Below are 22,683 nucleotides of genomic sequence, written 5' to 3'. Positions count from 1 at the left end.
CACGTGTTACTCACCCGTCCGCCGCTAAATCAGAAGAAGCAAGCTTCTTCTTCATCCGCTCGACTTGCATGTATTAGGCACGCCGCCAGCGTTCGTCCTGAGCCAGGATCAAACTCTCCATAATAGAAAACTTAAAAAGCTCATTTTGTTTTGCTGGCATCATCATTAAATGATGTCAAAATTGTTTACTCTCTGACTAACCGAAGCTAGTCTATCAAGCTATATGTCTTAACGTTTTGCATGTTCAGTTTTCAATGTTCATGTTGTCGTCTCGTTTAGGCGACTTTATTATTATATCTTCTTCCAATAACGATGTCAATACTTTTTTAAAAACTTTTTTAAGTTGTTTGACTGTCGTTCTGAAGGACAAGTATTAGTATACCTACTCATTAAACAAAAATCAACCCTTTTTCTAAAAAAGTTTTATATCTTATCATTTAATTTTCTTTTCTACTATTAGGGTCTTTTATGTAAGCTCACCTACTCCTAACAAAATTAGTTTAGTGTGCTAGGAATTTAAGGTATTGTATATCTAAATTAGAAATCTCTACATATCATTATATACAGAATAAATAGATAGGGGAATGAAGGATGGATTTTTTTCAGCATTATTTAATTGACACTGAAATAATAATAAAATTATGTTTGGCAGCATTATTAAGTTTAATAATTGGGATAGAGAGGGAACTAAAGAAGAAACCGATTGGTTTAAAAACGAGTATAGTGATTGCAACATTTAGTTGTCTGTTAACGTATATCTCCATTGAATCTGCCTATACTGCAAATCCTCGAGATGGAATTAATATCACAATGGATCCTCTTCGCCTTGCGGCACAAATAGTAAGTGGTATCGGTTTTTTAGGGGCAGGTGTTATTTTACGAAAAGGAAATGATAGTATTACCGGACTGACTACTGCTGCAATGATATGGGGAGCTGCTGGAATTGGTATTGCGGTTGGGGCAGGTTTTTATATTGAAGCCGCTTTATCTGTTTGTATTGTTTTAATAGGAATAGAACTGATTCCTCCCCTTCTTACTAAAATCGGACCTAAACGATTACGATCAAGAGAATTATCATTGAAGGTGTTAGTACCGAATAAAGAAGATATTACAAAGTGCTATCACTATTTAAAAGAAAATGGGGTATATATAGAAAGTATTCGTATTAAAGATATTATCTTAGAGAATAATGTTATAAAGCACGAGATTGAAATGCGGCTGTCTATACTTACAAAAAAAAATACAGTAGAGTTTTATTACACCATGAAACAAGAAGACTTCATAGAACGTATAGAAGTTGAATCTATCTAGCCAAAGGAGCGATAATATGAGTGGATTTTTCAAACTATTAAAGGGTGGAAATAAATCCTCCTTTCTTGCAGCAATTGTTAATACAATTATTGCAATTGTAAAAGGTGTTGCATTCTTTTTTACAGGGAATGTTGCCATGTTCGCGGAAATGATGCACTCAATAGGAGATGCTGCTAACCAATATTTCGTATTTTTTGGTTCCGCATTATCTAAAAAAGCTCCTACCCCTCGTTTTCCAAATGGTTTCGGCCGTTTAATAAACTTAGTATGTCTAGGAGCAGTTATAATAGTTGGTATTCTTTCATATGAAACCATTAAAGAAGGTTGGCATCATATACAACACCCTGCAGCTTCTACTGGTGTAGCAATCAGTCTTGCTGTATTAGGTTTTAGTATCCTCTTAGAACTTTTTGTTCTTTACAAAGCCGGAAAAGAAATCTTACATGAAGTTGGAGTAAAAGGTGGATTTTTAGCGCCTCTTTCTACAAGTTTTATTCACTTAAAACGTGCTAAACCTGCAACGAAGCTTGTCTTCATGGAAGATTTAGTTGCTACTACTGGTGGTGTGCTTGCATTTGTAGCAGTTTTAATATCCTACTTTACAGGTTTCTTACAAGCAGAAGGCATTGCATCTGTACTCATCGGGCTTATGATGTTTTATGTTGTCGGCAAAGTCTTTCTTGATAACGCTAGAGGTGCTTTGGGTGAAACAGATGAACAGATGCTTGTCCATATTGCACACATCGTTTCTGAGAACAAAGATGTAAAAGACATAAAGGTATTAGAAGTTATAAAAGAAGGAGAGTTCTTACACGTAGATTTGGTAGCTGAAATAGATCCTACACTCACCTTTGCGCAAGTAGATGATATTCATGATGTATTGAAAGAACTTATTTTAAATCAACAAAGTGTTACAGACGTTACTATTGCATTTGATGAAGATGATGGTATTAGAAAGTGGACACATCATAAAGATCCACACACAGCATTAAAAACACATGACTGAGCAATGGCTCAGTCATGTGTTTTTTTTATAAGGAAGCAGTAAGTATGGCTTTTGTATCCTCTGCATTTAACTTTTTAAAATTCCCAAACTCTCCGTTAACCATTGCTTTTTCTACCATTAAATCAATTTTGGATTCGTCAATATTATAATGTTCTAAGTTTGTCGGAGCATTTAACGATGCCCAAAACTCAGCTAACCGATCAATACCTTCATGCGCAACCTCTTCCACCGATTTGCCCTCAGGGTTTACATGGAATACTCTAGTTGCTAATTTTGCAAATCTCTCTGGATTAACTGATACATTATGTCGCATCCATCTTGGAAAAATAATTGCCAATCCACCTGCATGTGGAATATCATACACTGCAGACACAGCATGCTCAATATTATGACTTGCCCAGTCACCTGCATAGCCCATTTGCAGGAAGCCATTCAATCCTAATGTACCTGCAAATAGAATGGTTTCACGTAGTTCGTAGTTCTCCAAATCCTCTATAAGTTTTGGAGCTGCTTCAATAACAGAGCGTAGTACCCCTTCGATCATCTCATCTTGCACAGGTGTATTGGAAGCATTATTATAATATTGTTCAAACATATGAGACATCATGTCAACAATTCCATATACAGTTTGGTCTAATGGTACTGTATATGTATTAACTGGATCTAGTATAGAGAATTTAGGATATACAAGGGGATGACCCCATCCATATTTTTCTTGTGTTTCTTCATTGGTAATGACAGAACCAGCATTCATCTCGGAGCCAGTGGCTGCTAATGTTAATATTGAACCAAAAGGTAACGCTTCTTTTGGAAAAGCTTTTTTAGTAACAAAATCCCAAGGATCTCCCTCATATTTCGCAGCAGCAGCGATTAGTTTAGTACAATCGATTACTGAGCCCCCTCCAACAGCTAAAATTACTTCGATTCCTTCTTTCTTACAAATTTCCGCACCCTTTTTAGCAGTAGACAATCTTGGATTAGGCTCCACTCCAGCTAATTCAAATACTTCCATATTAGCTTCATTTAAAATAGAAATTACTTGTTCATATAATCCATTTTTCTTAATGCTTCCCCCGCCATATACAATCAGTACTTTCTTTCCATATAGTGATAACTCGTCCTTTAACTTGCTTAATTGACCTTTTCCGAAAATTAATTTAACAGGATTATAAAAAGAAAACGCATTCATCCACATATCCTCCTTCTTTGTATCTTTTCTAATCATAAAAAAACCGCTTGTAATTTACAAGCGGTTTAACTTATTATAAGAAGGTTTATACCCAACCACGGAAACGTGATGCTTCAGCAGTTCTACGTACACCAACCATGTATGCAGCTAAGCGCATATCAATATTACGAGTAGTAGCTACTTCATAAATATTTTCAAATGCGTCTACCATTTTAGAAACAAGTTTGTCATTTACTTCTTCTTCAGTCCAGTAATAACCTTGGTTATTTTGAACCCATTCAAAGTAAGAAACAGTTACTCCACCAGCACTTGCTAAAACGTCCGGTACTAATAAAACTCCTCTATCGTAAAGTATTTTAGTAGCTTCTGTAGTTGTTGGACCGTTAGCAGCTTCTACTACGATATTAGCTTTAATATTATGAGCATTGTCAGCAGTGATTTGGTTTTCAATTGCAGCAGGTACTAAAATATCACAATCCAATTCTAATAATTCTTGATTGGAAATAGTATTTTCAAATAGAGTAGTTACTGTACCAAAGCTATCACGACGATCCAATAAATAATCGATGTCTAAACCATTTGGATCATGTAAAGCACCGTAAGCATCTGAGATAGCGATAACTTTTGCACCTTGATCGTGTAAGAATTTTGCAAGGAAGCTTCCAGCGTTACCGAAACCTTGAATAACTACACGTGCACCAGTCATATCAATGCCACGTTTTTTAGCAGCTTCGTTAATAATGATTGTTACCCCTTGTGCAGTAGCACGGTCACGACCTTGAGATCCACCAAGTACAAGTGGTTTACCAGTAATAAATCCTGGAGAGTTGAATTGGTCCATACGACTATATTCATCCATCATCCAAGCCATAATTTGAGCATTAGTGAAAACGTCTGGCGCTGGGATATCTTTCGTCGGTCCAACGATTTGGCCAACTGCTCTTACATATCCACGACTTAAACGTTCAATTTCTCCCATAGACATTTCACGTGGATCACATACAACTCCACCTTTACCACCGCCATAAGGAAGATCAACAATTCCAGCTTTCAAAGTCATCCACATAGAAAGAGCTTTCATCTCGTCAGGGGTTACACCAGGATGGAATCGAACTCCACCTTTAGTAGGTCCAACTGCATCATTATGTTGTGCGCGGTATCCAGTGAATACTTTTACTGTATTGTCATCCATTTTAACTGGGATACGTACTTCCAACATTCTAAGTGGTTCTTTAAGTAGTTCATACATCGCTTCGTCATAACCTAATTTTTGCAATGCCTCGTGAATTACAGCCTGTGTTGATGTAAACAGGTTTAAATTATCAGCCATTTGATATTTCGCCTCTTTAATTCATAATGATTTCTTCGGAACAATTGTAACATATAGTTGTAGAATATTGTCTACAAATTATTATTTTGTAAATACTTTTTTAATTCTTTCCATTGCCCAATCTAACTCTTCTTTAGAAATAATTAGTGGTGGTGCAAAACGAATTACTGTGTCATGTGTTTCTTTACATAATAATCCTAGTTCTTTTAAAGCTTCACAATACGGACGTGCCTCTTCAGTCAACTCCATACCAATAAATAATCCACGACCGCGAACTTCTTTAATAGAAGGATGATCAATTTCTTTTAATGCATTAGCGAAATATTCGCCAAGTTCAAGTGAACGATCAGCTAGTTTTTCGTCAACTAATACGTCAAGAGCAGCAAGAGAAACAGCACATGCCATTGGGTTACCACCAAAAGTTGAACCATGTGAACCTGGGTTAAATACACTTAGTACATCACTGTTAGCAACGATACATGAAATCGGGAACACCCCGCCTCCAAGTGCTTTACCTAAGATGTACATATCTGGCTCTACATCTTCCCACTCACACGCAAACATTTTACCAGTACGGCAAAGGCCTGCTTGAATTTCATCCGCTATAAACAATACATTGTTTTCACGACATAATTCACGTGCAGCTTTCATGAATCCTTCTGGAGGAATAATGATACCAGCTTCACCTTGAATTGGTTCGATTAAAAATGCAGCAGTATTTGGTGTAATAGCCGCTTTAAGAGCTTCTAAATCTCCATAAGGTATTAATTTGATACCTGGAAGCATTGGTCCAAATCCACGTTTGTATTCAGGGTCTGATGATAAAGAGACAGCTCCCATTGTACGACCATGGAAGTTACCGTTACATGCAATCACTTCTGCTTTGTCTGTTTCTACACCTTTAACATCGTAAGCCCATCTACGAGCAGCTTTGAATGCTGTTTCAACAGCCTCAGCACCAGTATTCATAGGTAATACCATGTCTTTACCTGTTAATTGACTTACTTTTTCATACCATGGACCTAATTGATCGTTATGAAATGCACGTGAAGTCAATGTAACACGGTCAGCTTGATCTTTTAGAGCTTGAATAATCTTTGGATGACGATGTCCTTGGTTTACTGCAGAATAAGCAGAAAGCATATCCATAAATTTATTACCCTCTGGATCCTTTACCCAAACACCTTCCGCCTCAGAAACAACGATTGGAAGTGGATTATAGTTATTCGCACCGAACTTATTCGTTTGTTCAATGATCTCTTGTGAAATTGTCATAATATACTCTCCTTCTATTCCAGATAATAGGTAGACTCACATTACGATGAGTCTACCTGTAAACATTAAAGCATTTCAGAAGTTGTTTTTGCTTGCATATGAAGTTGGATATAATCTGGACCGCCAGCTTTTGAATCTGTACCAGACATGTTGAATCCACCAAATGGTTGGTATCCAACAATCGCACCAGTACATCCACGGTTGAAGTAAAGGTTTCCTACATGGAAATCTTCGCGAGCTTTTTCTAAGTTCATACGGTTATTTGTAATAACAGCTCCTGTTAAACCATACTCAGTGTTGTTTGCAATTTCGATTGCTTCGTCGAAATCTTTTGCTTTTGTAATACCTACAACTGGACCAAAGATTTCTTCTTGCATTATACGAGCAGTTGGAGATAGATCAGCGATTACTGTAGGTTGGATGAAGAATCCTTTTGAATCATCACCAGTACCACCAGTAACTAAACGTCCTTCATCTTTACCAATTTCGATGTAGCTCATAATTTTTTTGAATGAGCCTCCATCGATAACTGGTCCAACGAAGTGCTCATCACTATCCGGAACACCAACAGTTAAATTATTTGTTAATTCTTCTACACGGCTCACTACTTGATCGTATACATCTTCAACAATTACAGCACGTGAACAAGCTGAACATTTTTGACCGCTAAATCCAAAAGCAGATTTCACAATAGATTGAGCAGCTAATTCTAAGTCAGCTTCTTTATCAACTACGATTGTATCTTTACCACCCATTTCTAAGATAGAACGTTTGATCCAGATTTGACCTGGAGCTAATTTAGAAGATTTTTCAACGATTCCTAGACCAACATCACGAGAACCAGTAAAGCTGATTAGACGAGTACGTGGGTGTTCAACTAAGAAATCACCTATTTCAGCACCTGAACCTGGGATGAAGTTAACTACACCTGCAGGTAAACCTGCTTCTTCTAATACTTCAACAAATTTGTAAGAAATAACTGGAGTAGTTGAAGCTGGTTTTAATAGCACTGTGTTACCTGCTACCATTGCAGCAACTGTAGTACCAGCCATAATTGCAAATGGGAAGTTCCATGGAGAAATAACTACTGAAACACCTAATGGAATGTAGTCATAACGGTTATATTCGCCTGGACGGCTTTGTACTGGAGCTCCATCTTTTAATCGTAGCATTTCACGGCCATAAAATTCTAAAAAGTCAATTCCTTCTGCAACTTCTACATCTGCTTCAACCCAAGTTTTACCTGCTTCTTTTGATAATAAAGCTGAAAACTCAAATTTACGGCGACGAATAATAGCCGCTGCTTTGAAAAGCACATCTGCACGTACTTCAGGTTTTACTTTTTTCCATGTATTAAATGTTTCATCTGCAATTTGCAATGCTTTAGATGCGATTTCTTGAGTTGCTTTTGAAACAACACCAACTACCTGCTCTTTATTTGCTGGGTTATAAGAAGTGATTTTACCTTCTGTTGTAATTCTTTCCCCACCAACGATTAATGGATATTCATTTCCAAGGTAAGCCTCAACTACTTTATAGCCTTCTTTAATTGCTTTTTTGTTTTCTTCTTTAGAGAAGTCTGTAAATGCTTCATGTTTATAATCGATCATGGAAAATCCTCCTTTAAATTTAGTGCAAATTATTTAAGTGCAAAAATTATTTGCTCTTTTAATCTGTTTACATATATAATAATGCAAAAGATTGTTGCGTTTTTCAAGTGTTAAATTATAAAAATGTTAAATTTTTTTTGAGGTGAGCCATATGAACGAGAAAAATGAAAACCTTTTTCCTTATTATAAATTTGCTGCCGAGCAAGTAGCTATTGGCATTCACGCAGTTGATACGAGTGGAAAAACAGTAATATATAACGAAAAAATGAAAGAGATTGAAGGATTAAATTCTGTAGATGTAGAAGATCGTTCCATTTTAGAACTTTTCCAATTTGAACAGCATGAAAGTACATTATTAAAGGTCCTCCATAGTGGAAAACCAGTATTACGCGTTAAACAAACCTATTGGAATCGTAATGGGCAGGAGATAACGACTATAAATGATACATACCCTGTTTTGGCTAATAATGAACTTATCGGGGCTATTGAATTTTCTCGAGATATTACTGCTCTTGAGAGATTAATTTATCAACCATTAAAAAGGTATAACGAACAAATCACCCTTTCTACCATTACTGCGGTTTCTCCATCCATGCAAGCGGTATTGGAGCGATCTATTAAAGCTGCCCATGTTCGAATGCCTGTATTATTAATCGGGGAAGCTGGTACTGGTAAAGATTTAATAGCAGAAGGAATTCACAATGAGCTCTCTCCAGCTAACAATCAATTTATTTCCCTTTTTTGCCATAGTTCAGATATTCACTTAATTAATAAATTCAAGAAAGAACTTGAACATATCTCAAACTGTACAATATTTTGTGAAAGAATTGATTTATTATCCCTCGAATTGCAAAAACAGCTTTTAGATATTTTAAATTCAAATAAAGATGGAAATAATTTATTTATCGCAAGCATTGGTGAAGATCCAGTAGATTTAATAGCAAAGAATAAATTAAATAAAGAACTTTATTATTATTTTGCATCTGTTGCCATTACAATTCAGCCACTCCGTCAACGACCTGAAGATATTTTACCTTTTACGAACGATTATTTTAAACGATATTTTAACCTATATGGCTCTACGATTAATAAAATAGAAGATGATGTCATACAAGCATTCTTACTGTATGAATGGCCAGGTAACCTAAAAGAGCTTGAACTACTTTTAGATGAAATTAGCTCCATGATTACTACAGAACAAGTGCTTAAATTTGATATGCTCCCACTTCATTTTAAGTTGAAGGTTCAGGATTTCAATGAGTCAACTAAGAAAGCAGAGGATTTTGTATTCACAGCTGAGAAAGATTTATTGCCATTGGATGAATATTTGCGGGAAGCAGAAAGATATTATTTACAAAAAGCATTAGACAAATATGATGGCAATGTAACAAAGGCGGCTGAAGCATTAGGAATGAGTCGTCAAAACTTACAATATCGTCGCAGAAAAATGAAACTGTAAGAAAAGCGCAAGCGCCCATTGACCTGGAGAGCGGCACCCGAAAATACAATTTCGGGTGCTCTACGCTTTTTTATAGATAGATGCTGCTCCATTATTTCTAAAACCACTGTCTGAAATGTTCACCAGAGACTGAGTCATGCTTTTCATCAGTGCATTTACTTGCTTTGTTCGCCACCCTCTTGCAACGTTTGGAAACTGGTTAATAATTTTTTGAATAATGAATGAATACGAATGTCCAATCCTATTAATAAAAAGGTGATTCCTAAAGTTGTTTTTATACAACGAAAGGAATCACCTTTATTATTGGATGGATTGCTTAATCCATTCTGCAAGCTTTTCTTTTAATGTGTTAAATCCTTCCTCATCATGCTCATCAACACGAGCTTGTAGAGACTTTCTTGGTTTATCCTCTTTTTTAGATATAGAAGGTTTTTCTTGTAGTTCACGTATAGATAAGCTGATCTTTCCAGATTCACTATCTATTTCTAGGATTTTTACTTCTACTTCTTGGCCTACAGTTAAAAATTCACCGACTTCTTTTACATAGCCGTAAGTAATTTCAGAAATATGCACGAGACCTTGTGTATTTTCGTCTAAACTAACAAACGCTCCATATGGTTGAATTCCAGTAACTTTACCTGTGACAACATCTCCTACCTTATATTCGTTATTCATTTTGTTCACTCCCGATTTCTCTTATGCGCATCTACCCTTATGGTCATGTTAAATTATAACATAATTGAAAGAGAGCGGGCAAAATTCACTGAGTGGGCGTAAATGCAGCTCGCCAGCCGTTATCTGTTTGAATAACAGCAAAACCAATTATTGTAATCTTGTAACTATAATGTACGATTTGGAGCGAGTGTTAAAACTACATACCCACTTTCATCAGTACGTTGTTCAAAATGGAACGAAGTAAACTCCTTACGAATATCTTTAATTTGTTGATGTGGAGCACTCATATATTCTTCTTTTGGTATTTGGACGTACGAATCATCTTTAATATACAGTTCGTACTTTGTTTCCCGATCCTCCAGTAGTCAAGTAGTAAAACGTTCGCGTTTAAATTGATGCAAAAAACGGTATAACTTTACAAACACTTCCTGGGTAACATCAGGAATATCATTCACTTTGACACCACATTGAAAAGCAAACTTTTCAACTGTACGATGATGTTTTAGGAAAAGAACTGTATATGCATCTTTGACTTCTTGCTGCGCTCGCTCGATTAATTCATTTTCAGAAATTGCTCCCCCTCGCTCTCTAAATATTGGTGATACGAAAGATATTTCACGAATGTTTCATTTGTTTGTATACATTTCCTTGTAAACCTCGTGTACAATTAGACAGTTGTCGTAAAGGAGGAATTTTTTTGGCAAAGCGTGATCATTTTGGATCTAAAATCGGATTTGTATTAGCAGCGGCTGGAAGTGCAATCGGCTTAGGTGCTATTTGGAAATTTCCATATATGGCTGGCACAAATGGTGGTAGTGTTTTCGTATTACTGTTTATCTTGAGCACTTTATTAATTGGACTACCGATTTTATTAGCAGAATTCATTATAGGAAGAAAAGGACAAGCAGACGCAGTGACTGGTTTTAAAAACCTTTCTCCTGGAAAACCATGGTTTTTAATTGGATGGTCTGGATTTTTCTTTTCTATGATTATTCTATCTTTTTATAGTGTTGTCGGGGGATGGATTTTATCTTATTTAGTAAGAGCTATTACATTTAGCATGAACGGAACAAGTGAAACCTTCTATGAGGATCTATTTAATAATGTCATTTCAAATCCATGGGAAGTAATAATTGGACAAGGAGCTTTTATTTTTCTAACTATATGGATTGTATCGGGTGGAATTAAGGGAGGAATAGAGAAGGCTAGTAAATGGATGATGCCACTTCTTTTAATATTCTTTTTGGTTTTAGCAGTTCGCTCTTTAACTTTAGAAGGTGCAATGGAAGGAGTTAAATTTTTATTTGTACCCGACTGGTCTTATTTCACATGGGAGACAGCTCTACTTGCGTTAGGGCAAGCTTTCTTCACCTTAAGCGTTGGTGTTTCGGGAATGATTACTTATGCTTCCTATTTACCGAAAGAGACTAGATTAGGCAATTCAGCTCTTAGTGTCTCATTTCTCAATATTGGTATTTCCATAATGGCTGGACTTGTTATCTTCCCTGCAGTTTTTGCCCTTGGATTTTCACCAGACGCAGGACCTGGTCTAGCTTTCATAATTTTACCCGCTGTTTTCGAGCAAATAATATTTGGACAATTCTTCTTAATATTGTTTTTTGTTTTGTTACTTTTTGCTACGTTAACTTCTTCAATCAGTATGTTAGAGATTGTTGTATCAATCGGCATTAAGTCAAAATATGAGCGTAGAAAAAAAGCTGCATGGGTATATGGGTTCTTAATCTTCTTAATAGGTATTCCTAGTGCTTTGTCTTTTGGGATGCTTTCTGAGACACACATTTTAGGAATGTCCATTTTCGATTTTGCAGACTTTTTTACAAGTAGCTTTGGGCTGCCATTAGGAGCTTTGTTCATCTCTCTTTTTGCTGGTTATGTCCTTACTAAATCAGAACTACAAAATGACTTGAAGGTAAGTCAATTCCTCTTGAATACGTGGAGGTTTATAGTACGTTTTGCCGCTCCAATAGCAATTATTATCGTCTTCATTCAGGGAGTAATGAAGTTATTTATCTAAGAAATTTTTAGGCTATTTGAAAAATGTTGTTCTAAAATGTTTGTGCTATAATATAGTTATACCTAGTACTTCTTTGAAAGGATGGATATAACGATGAAACAAGAACTTCACATACAATTACGTCAATTGCGAGAAGAACGAAATATTTCTTTAGAAGAGCTTGCTCACAAGGCAACAATAGGAGCTTCAAAGTTAGAGGCTTATGAAGCCGGAAGTGAAACTCCTTCTGTCCAAACATTATTAAAACTTTCAAACGCATTAGAAGTACCAGCCTCTAATTTAGTAGATGGCTTGCAAAACGAATAAAAGCTTTCGGTTTTTTAACCGAAAGCTTTTTTATTTGTTCCTCTATAAACTACTATTCTTAAATAATACATTTCATTTCATATTTTAATGCAATCAATTTATATGAAATTTCTACGCACTTTTCAAGTGGTATCCATTGTTCGAATGAATGTTCATAAATGGTTTGAATTCGCTTAGCCAATTCAGATGGATGGTCGATGCTTTGAAGATCTGCAACTACATCTGCAGCTTCAGCGTCATAACTATCGACACCAATTTTAAATGGGTCCCATTCTTGTAATGTCCAAAGTGCTTTTCGATTCATTTCAATTGTGTCCATGATTTTTCACCTTATTAATTTTTATTAGTTAGGGTTATAATAACATAATAATTACAAATTGAAAGGGGTAATTAAATTGCCTGATTTTTCTACCGTTTATGAGAGACGTAATACACATTCGGAAAAGTGGGATTTGTTAGAGGAGATTTACTCGATAGAAGATGCATCAGATGTACTTCCAATGTGGGTTGCTGATATGGACTTTGCTATACCTTCCACTATTATCGATGCATTACATAGGAGATTGGAACATCCAGTTTTTGGGTATAACATTGTGCCCGAAGAAACAAAACAAGCACTTACAAATTGGTTAAATAAAAAGCATCACTTACAGATAGACAATAGATGGATATTGTTTCAACAAGGGGTAATACCTGCTATGGCTGCTGTAATAGATGCATTTACTGAAGAAGGAGATAAAATCTTAATACATACTCCAGTGTATCCACCGTTTAATCATGTACCTAAACGACTTGGACGTGTTGTAGAAACTTGCAAGCTTAATGAAAAAAATAATTTTTTTGAAATCGATTTTGATGCCTTTGAAGAAAAACTGTCATTAGGAGTAAAAGCTTTTATCCTTTGTAGTCCACATAATCCTGGAGGAAAAGTATGGACCAAAGAGGATTTAACTAAAATTGTGGCCCTATGTGAAAGATATAATGTACTCATAATATCTGATGAAATCCATTCAGATATCGTGTTTAAGCCAAACAAACATATACCTATACTTTCTGTTGCAGAAAATATTAATAATATTATTACTTTCTTTGCACCAACTAAGACATTTAACTTAGCTGGGATTCAAGCAGCAACCATTATAGTACCTGACCAACAAAAAAGAAAAATATTAGAGCATCAAGCCTTAAAACGAGGACAAATGGAACTAAATGTATTTTCATTGACAGCTTTTCAAGCAGCATATGAACAAGGTGAACCTTGGCTCGAGGAATTACTAGAGGTTGTATCTACCAATATGGATTATGTAGTTGAACAATTGACTTCCAAGTTAAAAGGAATAAGAGTGTCTAAACCAGATGCAACTTACCTTCTATGGATAGACTATCGAGATACAGGATTATCAGAAAAAGAGATCATGGACTTGCTTCTAACAAAAGGAAAGTTAGCACTCGAACCGGGTACGAAATACGGAAAAGCAGGGGAAGGCTTTTTAAGAATGAACGTTGCTTGCCCAAGACTTACTCTAGAGGATGGAGTTTCAAGATTTATTAAAGCACTTTCTTAATTATACAAATAAAAAAAACAGCCATTGGACACGGTTCAGATGGACAACAAAAGGTATCGAGAGGAAGTCCTCACGATACCTTTTGTTATTTAATATGCGCCTTCGATATAGAAAATTTATTAAAACCACTATAGGTTGTTGCCATAGCACACCATTCTATTCCTCCGTAGAGGTTTTGTAAAATAAACGAAAAATCAATGGCAGGCTTTAGTTTACCCACTAAATGGTCTAGAGGTTTGAATTAATCAAATATTAGCATTTATTACCATTCCGGTTCATTGAATTGTTTTTATCGTACGGTACATCGCCTCGAAAGTAGTGATGGAGTAGATTGGATTGTTAATGGGAAGCATTCAGTTGATTGAAACGGAAGGCGGCGACCCCAGCGGGGGTAGCGTGTCCAGGTGAGACTCCGCAGGCGCTCGCGACGAGGAGGCTCACGGACCGCCCGCGGAAAGCGTCCGCCTGGAGTGTAGATCAACGATCTAAATATATATATTTTCTATCTATATTTATAGTAAAAGAAAAAAGATTAAAGACAAACTCGGAAGTTTGTCTTCAATCTGAATTGGCCATATTGACTGTTTTTTTATTTATATTTTAAGTTACTTCTCCAGTTGTTCCTTCTTCGCTTGCATAATTCTATCTTCTAATTCTTTAGCTTTAGCAGCATCTTTTTTAGATTTTCTCTTTAACCATCTAAAAACAAAAATACAAAGAATAACCAAAACAACTAATTCTATAACCACTGGAATATACTCTGTTTTATCTTCCGGGAAATATAAATACAAAAAACCTAGCTGTAAAAAATGCAACATCTAAACACTCCCCTATTTATTTTTGTACGATTTCAATAGAATCAATCGTAACGTCTTCTAGTGGCTTGTCATTTTCATCTTTTTCTACAACTGCAATTTGGTCCACGATATCCATACCTTCAATAACTTGTCCAAAAACGGTATGCTTTTGATCCAAGTGTGGAGTTCCGCCATTTTTCTCATAAGCAGCTGCAATTTCAGCTGGCCATCCACCGTCTTCTAATTGTTTAGCCTCTGCAGGAGCACTTGATGCTTGTACAATGAAAAATTGACTACCATTTGTATTAGGTCCCGCATTAGCCATAGACAATGCTCCTTTTAAGTTAAACAGGTTCATAGAAAACTCATCTTCGAATTCTTCTCCGTAAATGCTTTCTCCACCCGTACCTGTTCCTGTAGGGTCGCCCCCTTGTATCATGAAATCTTCTATAACTCGGTGAAAAATAAGACCGTCATAGTAGCCCTCTTCAGCATGAGTTAAAAAATTTTCAACCGTTTTAGGTGCAAGCTCAGGGAATAATTTAATTTTAATTGGTCCCTTAGATGTATTCGTATTCATAATAACTAAAGCTTCATTTGAAGCAACTTCTGATGAAAGTTGTGGATACATAATTTTCTCTCCTACATTTTCTGTTGTTTTTTCTTCGATTTCTGTATTATTTTCTGTTTTACTACCGCATGCCCCTAATATCAATACAATACTTATAAAACATAATAACATTATCTTTTTCACGATTTATTCACCCCAAATAATTCTAACATATTGAATTATGATTTTCAGTGACAAAGTATCTAACTTTATTCGTAACACAAAATACCATATAATGAGGAGAACTATAAGGTACGCAACAAATAGAAAGAAGGGATTTGGGTGAGCGTACAAAAAAGAAACTTTATGATTATGTGGTTTTCTGTCTTTTTAGTATCAGGAACAATGACGATGATTATGCCCTTTTTATCTTTATACATCAGTACAATGGGAGATTTTTCTGATGCCTATATTCAAAAATGGTCAGGTCTTGTGTTTGGGGCAACATTTGTTTCAGCTTTTTTAATGTCTCCTATTTGGGGAAGAATTGCTGATAAATATGGGTACAAGCCTATTTTAATTATTAATGGTTTTGGTATTGCTATTAGTGTATTTTTAATGGGATTTGTTCAATCTGTTGAAGCATTTTTTGTTCTTCGTTTATTTATGGGAGTGGTTACTGGATTCATCCCTACATCATTGGCATTCATTAGCTCACAAACTCCCAAAAAAGTTGCAGGTAAAACAATGGGAACTCTCCAAATGGGAAGTGTCTCCGGTACATTATTTGGACCGATAATCGGTGGGTTTTTAGCGGATACATTCGGCTTTCAATATACTTTCATTATTACATCAAGCGCTGTTTCTATCGCAGCACTACTAGTTATTTTTGGCGTGCATGAAATAAGAAGAGAAAAGAAAAAAGGAGATCATGAATACTCTAGAAAAACGGTTATTTCAGGTATTTTTCATCATCGACTTATACTAAATGTATTAATGATTACTTCTCTCATTCAAATAGGTTTATTTAGTATCCAACCTCTTTTGTCTTTATATGTATCACATCTGACCAATTCAAGCGAAGTCGCACTACTTGCAGGAGTGACCTTTAGTGCAACAGGAGTCGGTAGTTTACTATTTGCTAGAACATGGGGCAAATTAGGGGATACTCACGGATACGAAAAAATATTATCTGCTTTACTCATCATGGCCTTAATTTTCATTGTTCCCCAAGCATGGGTGACTGACTTATGGCAATTAATCATCCTGCGCTTCCTTTTTGGAATTGCATCTGGTGGTCTAATCCCAATTACTACTGCACTCATAAGAAGAGAAGCCCCTATTGAAGTCCAAGGTGAATTAATGGGCTACAACACAAGCTTCCGCTTTTTAGGAAATATCATTGGTCCAATGTTTGGCGGATTTATCAGTGGATACATTGGAATATCATCCGTTTTCTATGTAACTGGCTCACTGTTTTTAGTTGGCTTCTTAATCATCTATTATGCGAGAAAAAAACCAGTCCAAGATTTTGAGGATGTTTTATTAGAAGAAGAGCTTCACGCCAAACAAACAAATTAAAATTGAGCACACTTTCACATAGAAAGTGTGCTATTCTTTTTATTAGATTATAGGAACTGGAGTGCAACAAATGCGACAAGTAATAGGGTTTCTCCTTATTGTATTATGTTTCCCTTTAATATGGATGTTAACATCCTTTATCCATTCAGAAATATTGTCCGCAACTTCCTTCAAAGATGATTTAAAACAATCCATTCAATTATCAAGCCCTCCCCTGTCATCACCTGTCGTTTTGTTAGATTCAAAAGAACAAATCTTTTCAGAGGATTATGTTGAATGGAGGGATCCATTACCTCTTGAGTCAATACCTTTGTTTGCGCAGGAGATATACATACAAAGTGAGGATACAGAATTTTACAATCATATCGGCTTTAATTTTAGTGCGATATTTCGAGCTGTGTTTGCAAATGCTTCTGCCAATGCAAAAGAGCAAGGCGCTAGTACAATTACGCAACAATTAGTAAGGCTCCGATATTTATCTACTGAGAAAACGTATGAACGAAAAGTTACAGAGCTTGTTTATGCTTATGAAATGGAAAAGCAATCTACGAAAGAAGAAATATTAACAAATTATTTAAATGAAATATATTTTAGCAATCAGGTATATGGAATTGGAGCAGCTGCAACCTACTATTTTGGAAGACCTATACATGAGTTATCAGAAGCAGAGCTTGCCTTTATTAGCGCTATTCCTAACAACCCGACTATCTATGATCCTATTGATAATTTTGATGCAACCAAGAAAAGACAGGAATTACTCATAGATATTCTAATAAAAAACGGGAAAATATCAGAGGAAAACGGTGAAGCCTTAAAAGCAGAACCAATCGTATTGCATACAAAAACCAAAAAACAGCTTTACCCTACCTATAGCACGTATGTTTTAGAAGAGTTAAATAATCTGATTGCATTAAAAGAGGGCTATACCAAGAAGATGGCAACTGCCCAAAATGAACAACAAAAACTCTTTTTAGAAAATGAACTACAAACAAAAGTGAATGATGTTATAGCACAAGGAGTTACAATTTATACTGCACTTGAGCCAGTAAAACAGCTTGACGATGAAAAGTATGTAAATAAGTTATTATCTAAAACATCTAACTTACAGGCAGCATCTGTGGTCATTAATAACGAAACGCGAGAAATCATCAGTTTATATGGTGGAAAAGAGTATAAAAAATTTGATTTTCATCGTGCGTATCAAGCAGTCCGCCAACCTGGTTCAGCATTAAAGTCATTACTTGTTTACGCACCGCTATTTGAAACTACTACATTAACTCCTAATAACTCTATCAATGGAGGTAAACTCTGTATTGGTTCATATTGCCCTCGAAACTATGGAGGTGCTCTGTACGGGAATGTAACGATCAAGCAAGCTTTTCGTTTCAGTCATAATACACCTGCTGTCCGGTTATTCGAAACTGTTGGAATTGATAATGCCTTTGCAAAGCTTGAGCCGTTCCAATTTAATCATATTACACAAGAAGATCATTCTTATGCTGCAGCATTAGGTGGATTAACCAATGGTGTGACGGTATTAGAAATGGCAGATGCCTATAGTAGTTTTATAGATGGTATGTATAAGCCTGCACATGCAATTCGGAAAGTTACCGATAAAAGTGGCAACATTTTATACGAATGGAATGAAGAAAAAACAGAAGTTTGGTCACCTAAAACAATTCAAACAATGAGAGGATTACTTTCAGATGTAGTGCAAAATGGAACAGGTAAAGGAATCTCTATTCCTTCCTCCTATGTTGGCGCTAAAACGGGGACAACGAATGACTATTATGATTATTGGATTGCTGGTCTAACAGACACGTATACCTCTGCTGTATGGATTGGCTATGACATGCCTAAAAATATGAAAACAATCGAATCTAAAAAAATTCATCATTCTATTTTCAATAAAATAATGAGAAATTAATAACTAAGAGCCATCTCACCTTGAGATGGCTCTTTATTGTGAGAAATAGTCTCGGTTTCAGTTAAATTAGTCTTGGTTCTGGGTTAATTGGTCTCGCATTTGCATCAATTGGTTGCACTTCTCTATGAATTAGTCTCGTTCTATAGAAACGGCAAACTTGCCACAATCCCATTATAAAGTTTAATCGTCACATAGATCACCAAAGCTAAAAATAGACTCCACACCATAATCTCGAACATGATTAACCCTACTGTTCCCAACATGCTCATGGAACCGCTTAATTTAAATATGACATATATAAAATAAACGAAAGCTGTACCAATGAAAATGATGAGCAATATTTGAAGAGATTGAAAACCGAATGCTGAAATAAAAGATCCAATAAAAAAGATGACGTATCCACCACGAGCTTGGGAAATAGTCTTCCCTTCTAAGTCTTTTGAGAATAATAACATCCCAATCTCATGTATTGTTTCAGCAATCAACTTTAGTGCAGAAAATAGCATAAAATAAATAAGTGCTAGGATAATAAGTAAGAATAGTTTCAATTCCAAATCGGATAAAAACTCTCTCATCCCACTATAAACACCAATTACTCTAAAAAGATCTATTGCTTTGTTCATTGTAAAAATAGAAAAAGATAAACTAAATAACAAAATGGTGATGAGTGGTAAAAAACCAAACACATAGGGGTTCTTCATAGCTTCTCCTCTTATTCTAGTATCCATACTTTTGTATCATATCGAAGAAAAGGTATATTCTGCAAGTAGATATCTATTTTTCATCCATGCAATTAGAATACATTTGCGTTATAATTTTAGGGATGCATTTAAATACATAAGTTAGAAAGGAGGATTCCCTTGTCCTTAGTTTTTGCAATATTCGCACCCATTATTGTTGCGCTCGTGATCCCTTTATTATTTAAAAAGGTTTCTACAATCCATACCGGCTGGTTTGTTTTACTTGTACCTGTTGCACTCGTTTGTTTTTATGCAACCTACATACCTTCTATTATGAAGGGTTCCACCTATATGGACGAACTACCTTGGATACCTTCACTCGAGATTTCCTTTATCTCTTATCTAGACGGATTAAGCTTACTTTTTTCTTTGTTAATTACAGGTATAGGAGCACTTGTTGTTCTTTACTCTATCTTTTATATGAACAAGAAAAAAGAAAAGCTTGGTAATTTTTACGTCTATTTATTAATGTTTATGACTGCTATGCTCGGAGTTGTTCAGTCAGATCATTTAATAAGTTTGTATTTCTTTTGGGAGTTAACGTCCATATCCTCTTTTCTTCTAATTGGATATTGGTATACGAAAGATCGTTCTCGATTTGGTGCTCTTAAATCAATGATGATTACTGTTTTCGGTGGATTAATGATGCTAGGGGGCTTCTTGATTCTAGGAATTATGGGAGATACATTCTCTATTCGTGAGCTAATTGAACAAGCACCTGCTCTAGCTAGTCAGGATCTATACGTTTGGGCACTTGTTCTCGTTTTACTTGGAGCATTTACAAAGTCAGCTCAGTTCCCATTTTATATTTGGTTACCTGACGCAATGGAAGCACCAACTCCAGTCAGTGCGTATCTGCACTCTGCGACGATGGTAAAAGCAGGTTTATATTTGGTGGCAAGATTTACTCCGATCTTTGCTATATCTGAGGTTTGGATATGGCTTGTTACGGGAGTGGGGATCATCACACTTTTATGGGGTTCCTTCTTTGCTGTCAAACAAACAGATTTAAAAGCGATTCTTGCTTTTTCAACTGTCAGTCAACTTGGTCTAATCATGTCTTTACTTGGAATCGGTTCTGTCGCTTACCATGTTACGGGTGATTTAGTTGCAACATTTACTTTCGCAACATTTGCAGCAATCTTCCATTTGATCAATCATGCAACGTTTAAAGGAAGTTTATTCATGATTGCAGGTATTATTGATCATGAAACAGGCACTAGAGATATCCGAAAACTCGGCGGACTTATGAGTTTAATGCCAATTAGCTTTACGATTGCCTTAATTGGAAGCTTATCCATGGCAGGAGTTCCCCTGTTTAATGGCTTTTTAAGTAAAGAAATGTTCTTGGACGCAACATTAAAATTACAACATTTTGATTTGTATGCGATGGATACTTGGGGGATATTAATCCCAATAATCGCTTGGGTAGCTAGCGTATTTACGTTTGTTTATAGCTTGTACTTTGTATTCCATACTTTCCGTGGAAAACATAAACCGGAACAATTACCGAAAGCTGCTCACGAAGCTCCAATCGGTATGCTTGTTTCACCAGGAATTTTAGCTACGTTGGTTATAGTTATTTTCTTTGTTCCAAATTTTATTGGTAGTACATTTATTAAACCGGCAGTAGCAGCTATTCAGCCTTTAGCATATCAGGTTCCTGCAGAGGTTGGATTTACAATTAAAGCTTGGCATGGATTTGACTCGCCTGCTTTGTACATGACACTTGGAATCTTTTTAGTTGGCTTTTTATTATATAAAATATTACCAAAATGGACTCCAGTGTACGATAAGTTGCCAACAAAATTCACTTTAAACAATATGTATGATGGATTAATGAGACTTTCAGATGGAGGAGCTAATCGCTTTTCATCCAAGTATATGACTGGTTCTATTCGTTCATATTTGGTATACATGTTTGCTGCGATCATCGTATTACTCGGTGGAACAATGTGGATAAAAGATGCATTTGTGATTAGTTTTGAAAACTTAGCACCAATTCGTTTCTTTGAGATACTTATTTCGATTATATTAATCGTTGGAACTATTACTATATTGGTTACTAAATCAAGACTTACAGCAATTATCGCTTTGGGAGCAGTAGGATACACGGTTGCGTTATTCTTCATTATCTTTAAAGCACCTGATCTTGCTTTAACACAATTAGTAATTGAAACAGTTTCAGTAGCATTATTTTTAGGAGCATTTTATCATCTGCCTAAAATGGACAAGCATGAAAAAGGAAAAGAGGATAGAGGCTTCCGCCTTGGTAACTTCCTTATTGCTCTTGGAGTAGGTGTAATGGTTACATTAATCGCTATCTCCTCTCATTCACAAAAACTGAAAGAATCTATAGCAGACTATTATAAAGAAACTGTGTACTCAGAAGCAGGTGGCGGAAATATTGTAAACGTTATTTTGGTAGATTATCGAGGATTTGATACTTTGTTTGAAATAAGTGTGTTGACGATTGCTTCTCTAGGTATTATAGGAATGATTACACTTCGTCTAGCAAAAAAGAAAGGAGATAGAAGAAGTTGAAAACGAATGATTTAATTATTCAAACGACCACAAAAGTAGTATTTTTCATTATTTTTCTATTCTCCATTCATATCTTTTTTGCAGGACACTATACACCTGGTGGAGGATTTGTCGGTGGGTTGTTGATGTCTAGTGCTATAGTTTTATTATTATTAGCATTTGACTTGAAAACGGTAAAAGAAATGCTACCGATAAACTATACAGTTCTAACTGCAACTGGTTTGTTAATCTCTTTAGCAACTGCAGCTGGTTCTATTTTCTTCAATGTTCCTTTTTTTACACATGTATATGACTATTTTAATTTACCTTTACTTGGTGAAACATCGATTCACACTGCGATGTTTTTCGATACAGGCGTATACTTAGTTGTTGTCGGAGTAACGATGACAATCATCCAAATGATAGGGGGAGATGAATAATGGAAATATTAATGTCCATTTTAATCGGCTTTCTATTCATGGCAGCCATTTATTTAATTCTTTCGAGAAGCTTGCTTCGCATAATTATTGGAACGGGCTTACTAAGTCATGGAACACATCTCTTACTTTTAACAATGGGCGGCCTAAGCGGAAAAGCTGCTCCTGTTTTAGCTGAAGGGATAACTGATTATGTTGATCCACTTCCCCAAGCCTTAATACTAACCGCCATTGTTATCAGCTTTGGTGTTACAGCGTTTTCATTAGTACTAGCTTATCGCACATATAAAGAGCTTGGTACAGACAATATGGATTTGATGAAAGGAACAGAAGACAATGATTAATTTATTATTATTTCCAGTCCTCA

General features: G+C 35.7%; 22 protein-coding genes and 1 rRNA gene. 11 read left to right on the top strand and 12 right to left on the bottom strand.

The annotated features are described in order from the left end of the window. Window positions 1-124: ribosomal RNA gene (locus WAX74_RS19385) — 16S ribosomal RNA — on the bottom strand; the annotation flags it as partial. A 467-nt stretch (window positions 125-591) separates the two neighbouring features. Here WAX74_RS19385 and WAX74_RS19380 point away from each other — a divergent pair. After that, window positions 592-1,311, top strand: a complete 720-nt coding sequence (locus tag WAX74_RS19380) for an MgtC/SapB family protein (RefSeq protein WP_336499307.1) — start codon at window positions 592-594, stop codon at window positions 1,309-1,311. Between the two features lie 16 nt (window positions 1,312-1,327). Next, window positions 1,328-2,317, top strand: a complete 990-nt coding sequence (locus WAX74_RS19375; protein ID WP_336499306.1) for a cation diffusion facilitator family transporter — start codon at window positions 1,328-1,330, stop codon at window positions 2,315-2,317. 25 nt (window positions 2,318-2,342) lie between these two features. Here the strand turns inward: WAX74_RS19375 and WAX74_RS19370 are convergent, their stop codons facing one another. The 4 genes from WAX74_RS19370 to pruA all read right to left on the bottom strand — a co-directional run bounded on the left by WAX74_RS19370 (window position 2,343) and on the right by pruA (window position 7,721). Then, window positions 2,343-3,506, bottom strand: a complete 1,164-nt coding sequence (locus WAX74_RS19370; RefSeq protein ID WP_336499305.1) for an iron-containing alcohol dehydrogenase — start codon at window positions 3,504-3,506, stop codon at window positions 2,343-2,345. An 85-nt stretch (window positions 3,507-3,591) separates the two neighbouring features. Further along, entirely contained in the window at window positions 3,592-4,836 is a 1,245-nt protein-coding gene (locus WAX74_RS19365; protein WP_336499304.1) for a Glu/Leu/Phe/Val family dehydrogenase, read from the bottom strand. Between the two features lie 81 nt (window positions 4,837-4,917). Further along, entirely contained in the window at window positions 4,918-6,111 is a 1,194-nt protein-coding gene (locus tag WAX74_RS19360; protein ID WP_336499303.1) for an ornithine--oxo-acid transaminase, read from the bottom strand. Between the two features lie 65 nt (window positions 6,112-6,176). Next, the gene (pruA, locus tag WAX74_RS19355; protein WP_336499302.1) at window positions 6,177-7,721 is read right to left on the bottom strand and encodes an L-glutamate gamma-semialdehyde dehydrogenase; all 1,545 of its coding nucleotides are present in this window, start codon (window positions 7,719-7,721) and stop codon (window positions 6,177-6,179) included. Between the two features lie 151 nt (window positions 7,722-7,872). Here pruA and WAX74_RS19350 point away from each other — a divergent pair, with 151 nt between their 5' ends. Next, window positions 7,873-9,180, top strand: coding sequence for a sigma 54-interacting transcriptional regulator (locus tag WAX74_RS19350; RefSeq protein WP_336499301.1), 1,308 nt, complete (start codon window positions 7,873-7,875; stop codon window positions 9,178-9,180). Window positions 9,181-9,480: 300 nt separating this feature from the next. Here the strand turns inward: WAX74_RS19350 and yugI are convergent, their stop codons facing one another. From yugI to WAX74_RS19335, 3 genes are all read right to left on the bottom strand, one after another. Next, window positions 9,481-9,855 carry a S1 domain-containing post-transcriptional regulator GSP13 gene (gene yugI / locus WAX74_RS19345; RefSeq protein ID WP_336499300.1) on the bottom strand — a complete coding sequence of 125 codons (375 nt, stop codon included), beginning with the start codon at window positions 9,853-9,855 and terminating at the stop codon, window positions 9,481-9,483. A gap of 164 nt (window positions 9,856-10,019) precedes the next feature. Next, the gene (locus WAX74_RS19340; RefSeq protein WP_336499299.1) at window positions 10,020-10,142 is read right to left on the bottom strand and encodes a hypothetical protein; all 123 of its coding nucleotides are present in this window, start codon (window positions 10,140-10,142) and stop codon (window positions 10,020-10,022) included. Window positions 10,143-10,220: 78 nt separating this feature from the next. Then, the gene (locus WAX74_RS19335; RefSeq protein WP_336499310.1) at window positions 10,221-10,409 is read right to left on the bottom strand and encodes a sigma factor; all 189 of its coding nucleotides are present in this window, start codon (window positions 10,407-10,409) and stop codon (window positions 10,221-10,223) included. 143 nt (window positions 10,410-10,552) lie between these two features. On the opposite strand from WAX74_RS19335, the gene WAX74_RS19330 reads away from it, so the two are divergent. Then, entirely contained in the window at window positions 10,553-11,890 is a 1,338-nt protein-coding gene (locus tag WAX74_RS19330) for a sodium-dependent transporter (RefSeq protein WP_336499298.1), read from the top strand. 93 nt (window positions 11,891-11,983) lie between these two features. Then, window positions 11,984-12,196 (top strand): helix-turn-helix domain-containing protein, encoded by a 213-nt coding sequence (locus WAX74_RS19325; protein ID WP_336499297.1) that lies wholly within the window; start codon window positions 11,984-11,986, stop codon window positions 12,194-12,196. 58 nt (window positions 12,197-12,254) lie between these two features. On the opposite strand, the gene WAX74_RS19320 is transcribed toward WAX74_RS19325, so the two are convergent. Beyond that, complete coding sequence (locus WAX74_RS19320; protein ID WP_336499296.1) at window positions 12,255-12,515, bottom strand: DUF1871 family protein; 261 nt, start codon at window positions 12,513-12,515, stop codon at window positions 12,255-12,257. 76 nt (window positions 12,516-12,591) lie between these two features. Here WAX74_RS19320 and WAX74_RS19315 point away from each other — a divergent pair, with 76 nt between their 5' ends. Further along, a complete protein-coding gene (locus WAX74_RS19315) occupies window positions 12,592-13,761 on the top strand; it encodes a MalY/PatB family protein (protein ID WP_336499295.1) in 1,170 nt (389 codons plus the stop codon). A 605-nt stretch (window positions 13,762-14,366) separates the two neighbouring features. On the opposite strand, the gene WAX74_RS19310 is transcribed toward WAX74_RS19315, so the two are convergent. Then, complete coding sequence (locus WAX74_RS19310) at window positions 14,367-14,579, bottom strand: hypothetical protein (RefSeq protein WP_336499294.1); 213 nt, start codon at window positions 14,577-14,579, stop codon at window positions 14,367-14,369. A 16-nt stretch (window positions 14,580-14,595) separates the two neighbouring features. Next, window positions 14,596-15,189, bottom strand: coding sequence for a peptidylprolyl isomerase (locus WAX74_RS19305; RefSeq protein WP_336499309.1), 594 nt, complete (start codon window positions 15,187-15,189; stop codon window positions 14,596-14,598). Between the two features lie 261 nt (window positions 15,190-15,450). Between WAX74_RS19305 and WAX74_RS19300 the strand changes: the two genes are divergently transcribed. Continuing rightward, window positions 15,451-16,689, top strand: coding sequence for an MFS transporter (locus WAX74_RS19300; RefSeq protein WP_336499293.1), 1,239 nt, complete (start codon window positions 15,451-15,453; stop codon window positions 16,687-16,689). Window positions 16,690-16,759: 70 nt separating this feature from the next. Beyond that, the gene (locus WAX74_RS19295; protein WP_336499292.1) at window positions 16,760-18,616 is read left to right on the top strand and encodes a transglycosylase domain-containing protein; all 1,857 of its coding nucleotides are present in this window, start codon (window positions 16,760-16,762) and stop codon (window positions 18,614-18,616) included. 140 nt (window positions 18,617-18,756) lie between these two features. On the opposite strand, the gene WAX74_RS19290 is transcribed toward WAX74_RS19295, so the two are convergent. Next, window positions 18,757-19,317, bottom strand: coding sequence for a DUF5366 family protein (locus WAX74_RS19290; RefSeq protein ID WP_336499291.1), 561 nt, complete (start codon window positions 19,315-19,317; stop codon window positions 18,757-18,759). A 159-nt stretch (window positions 19,318-19,476) separates the two neighbouring features. On the opposite strand from WAX74_RS19290, the gene WAX74_RS19285 reads away from it, so the two are divergent. Genes WAX74_RS19285 through WAX74_RS19275 form a run of 3 tightly spaced genes read left to right on the top strand, consistent with a single transcriptional unit; the run spans window position 19,477 to window position 22,660 of the window. After that, complete coding sequence (locus WAX74_RS19285; protein WP_336499290.1) at window positions 19,477-21,900, top strand: Na+/H+ antiporter subunit A; 2,424 nt, start codon at window positions 19,477-19,479, stop codon at window positions 21,898-21,900. Next, a complete protein-coding gene (locus tag WAX74_RS19280) occupies window positions 21,897-22,319 on the top strand; it encodes a Na(+)/H(+) antiporter subunit B (protein WP_336499289.1) in 423 nt (140 codons plus the stop codon). Before WAX74_RS19285 ends, WAX74_RS19280 begins: the two co-directional genes overlap by 4 nt. Next, window positions 22,319-22,660 (top strand): Na(+)/H(+) antiporter subunit C, encoded by a 342-nt coding sequence (locus WAX74_RS19275; protein ID WP_336499288.1) that lies wholly within the window; start codon window positions 22,319-22,321, stop codon window positions 22,658-22,660. Before WAX74_RS19280 ends, WAX74_RS19275 begins: the two co-directional genes overlap by 1 nt. Window positions 22,661-22,683: the final 23 nt, after the last annotated feature.

This window comes from Psychrobacillus mangrovi (genome assembly GCF_037104765.1).
In the GTDB taxonomy this organism is placed as follows: domain Bacteria; phylum Bacillota; class Bacilli; order Bacillales_A; family Planococcaceae; genus Psychrobacillus; species Psychrobacillus mangrovi.
Note: the sequence above shows the minus strand (reverse complement) of the source record. Positions and strands in the feature narration are given on the sequence as shown.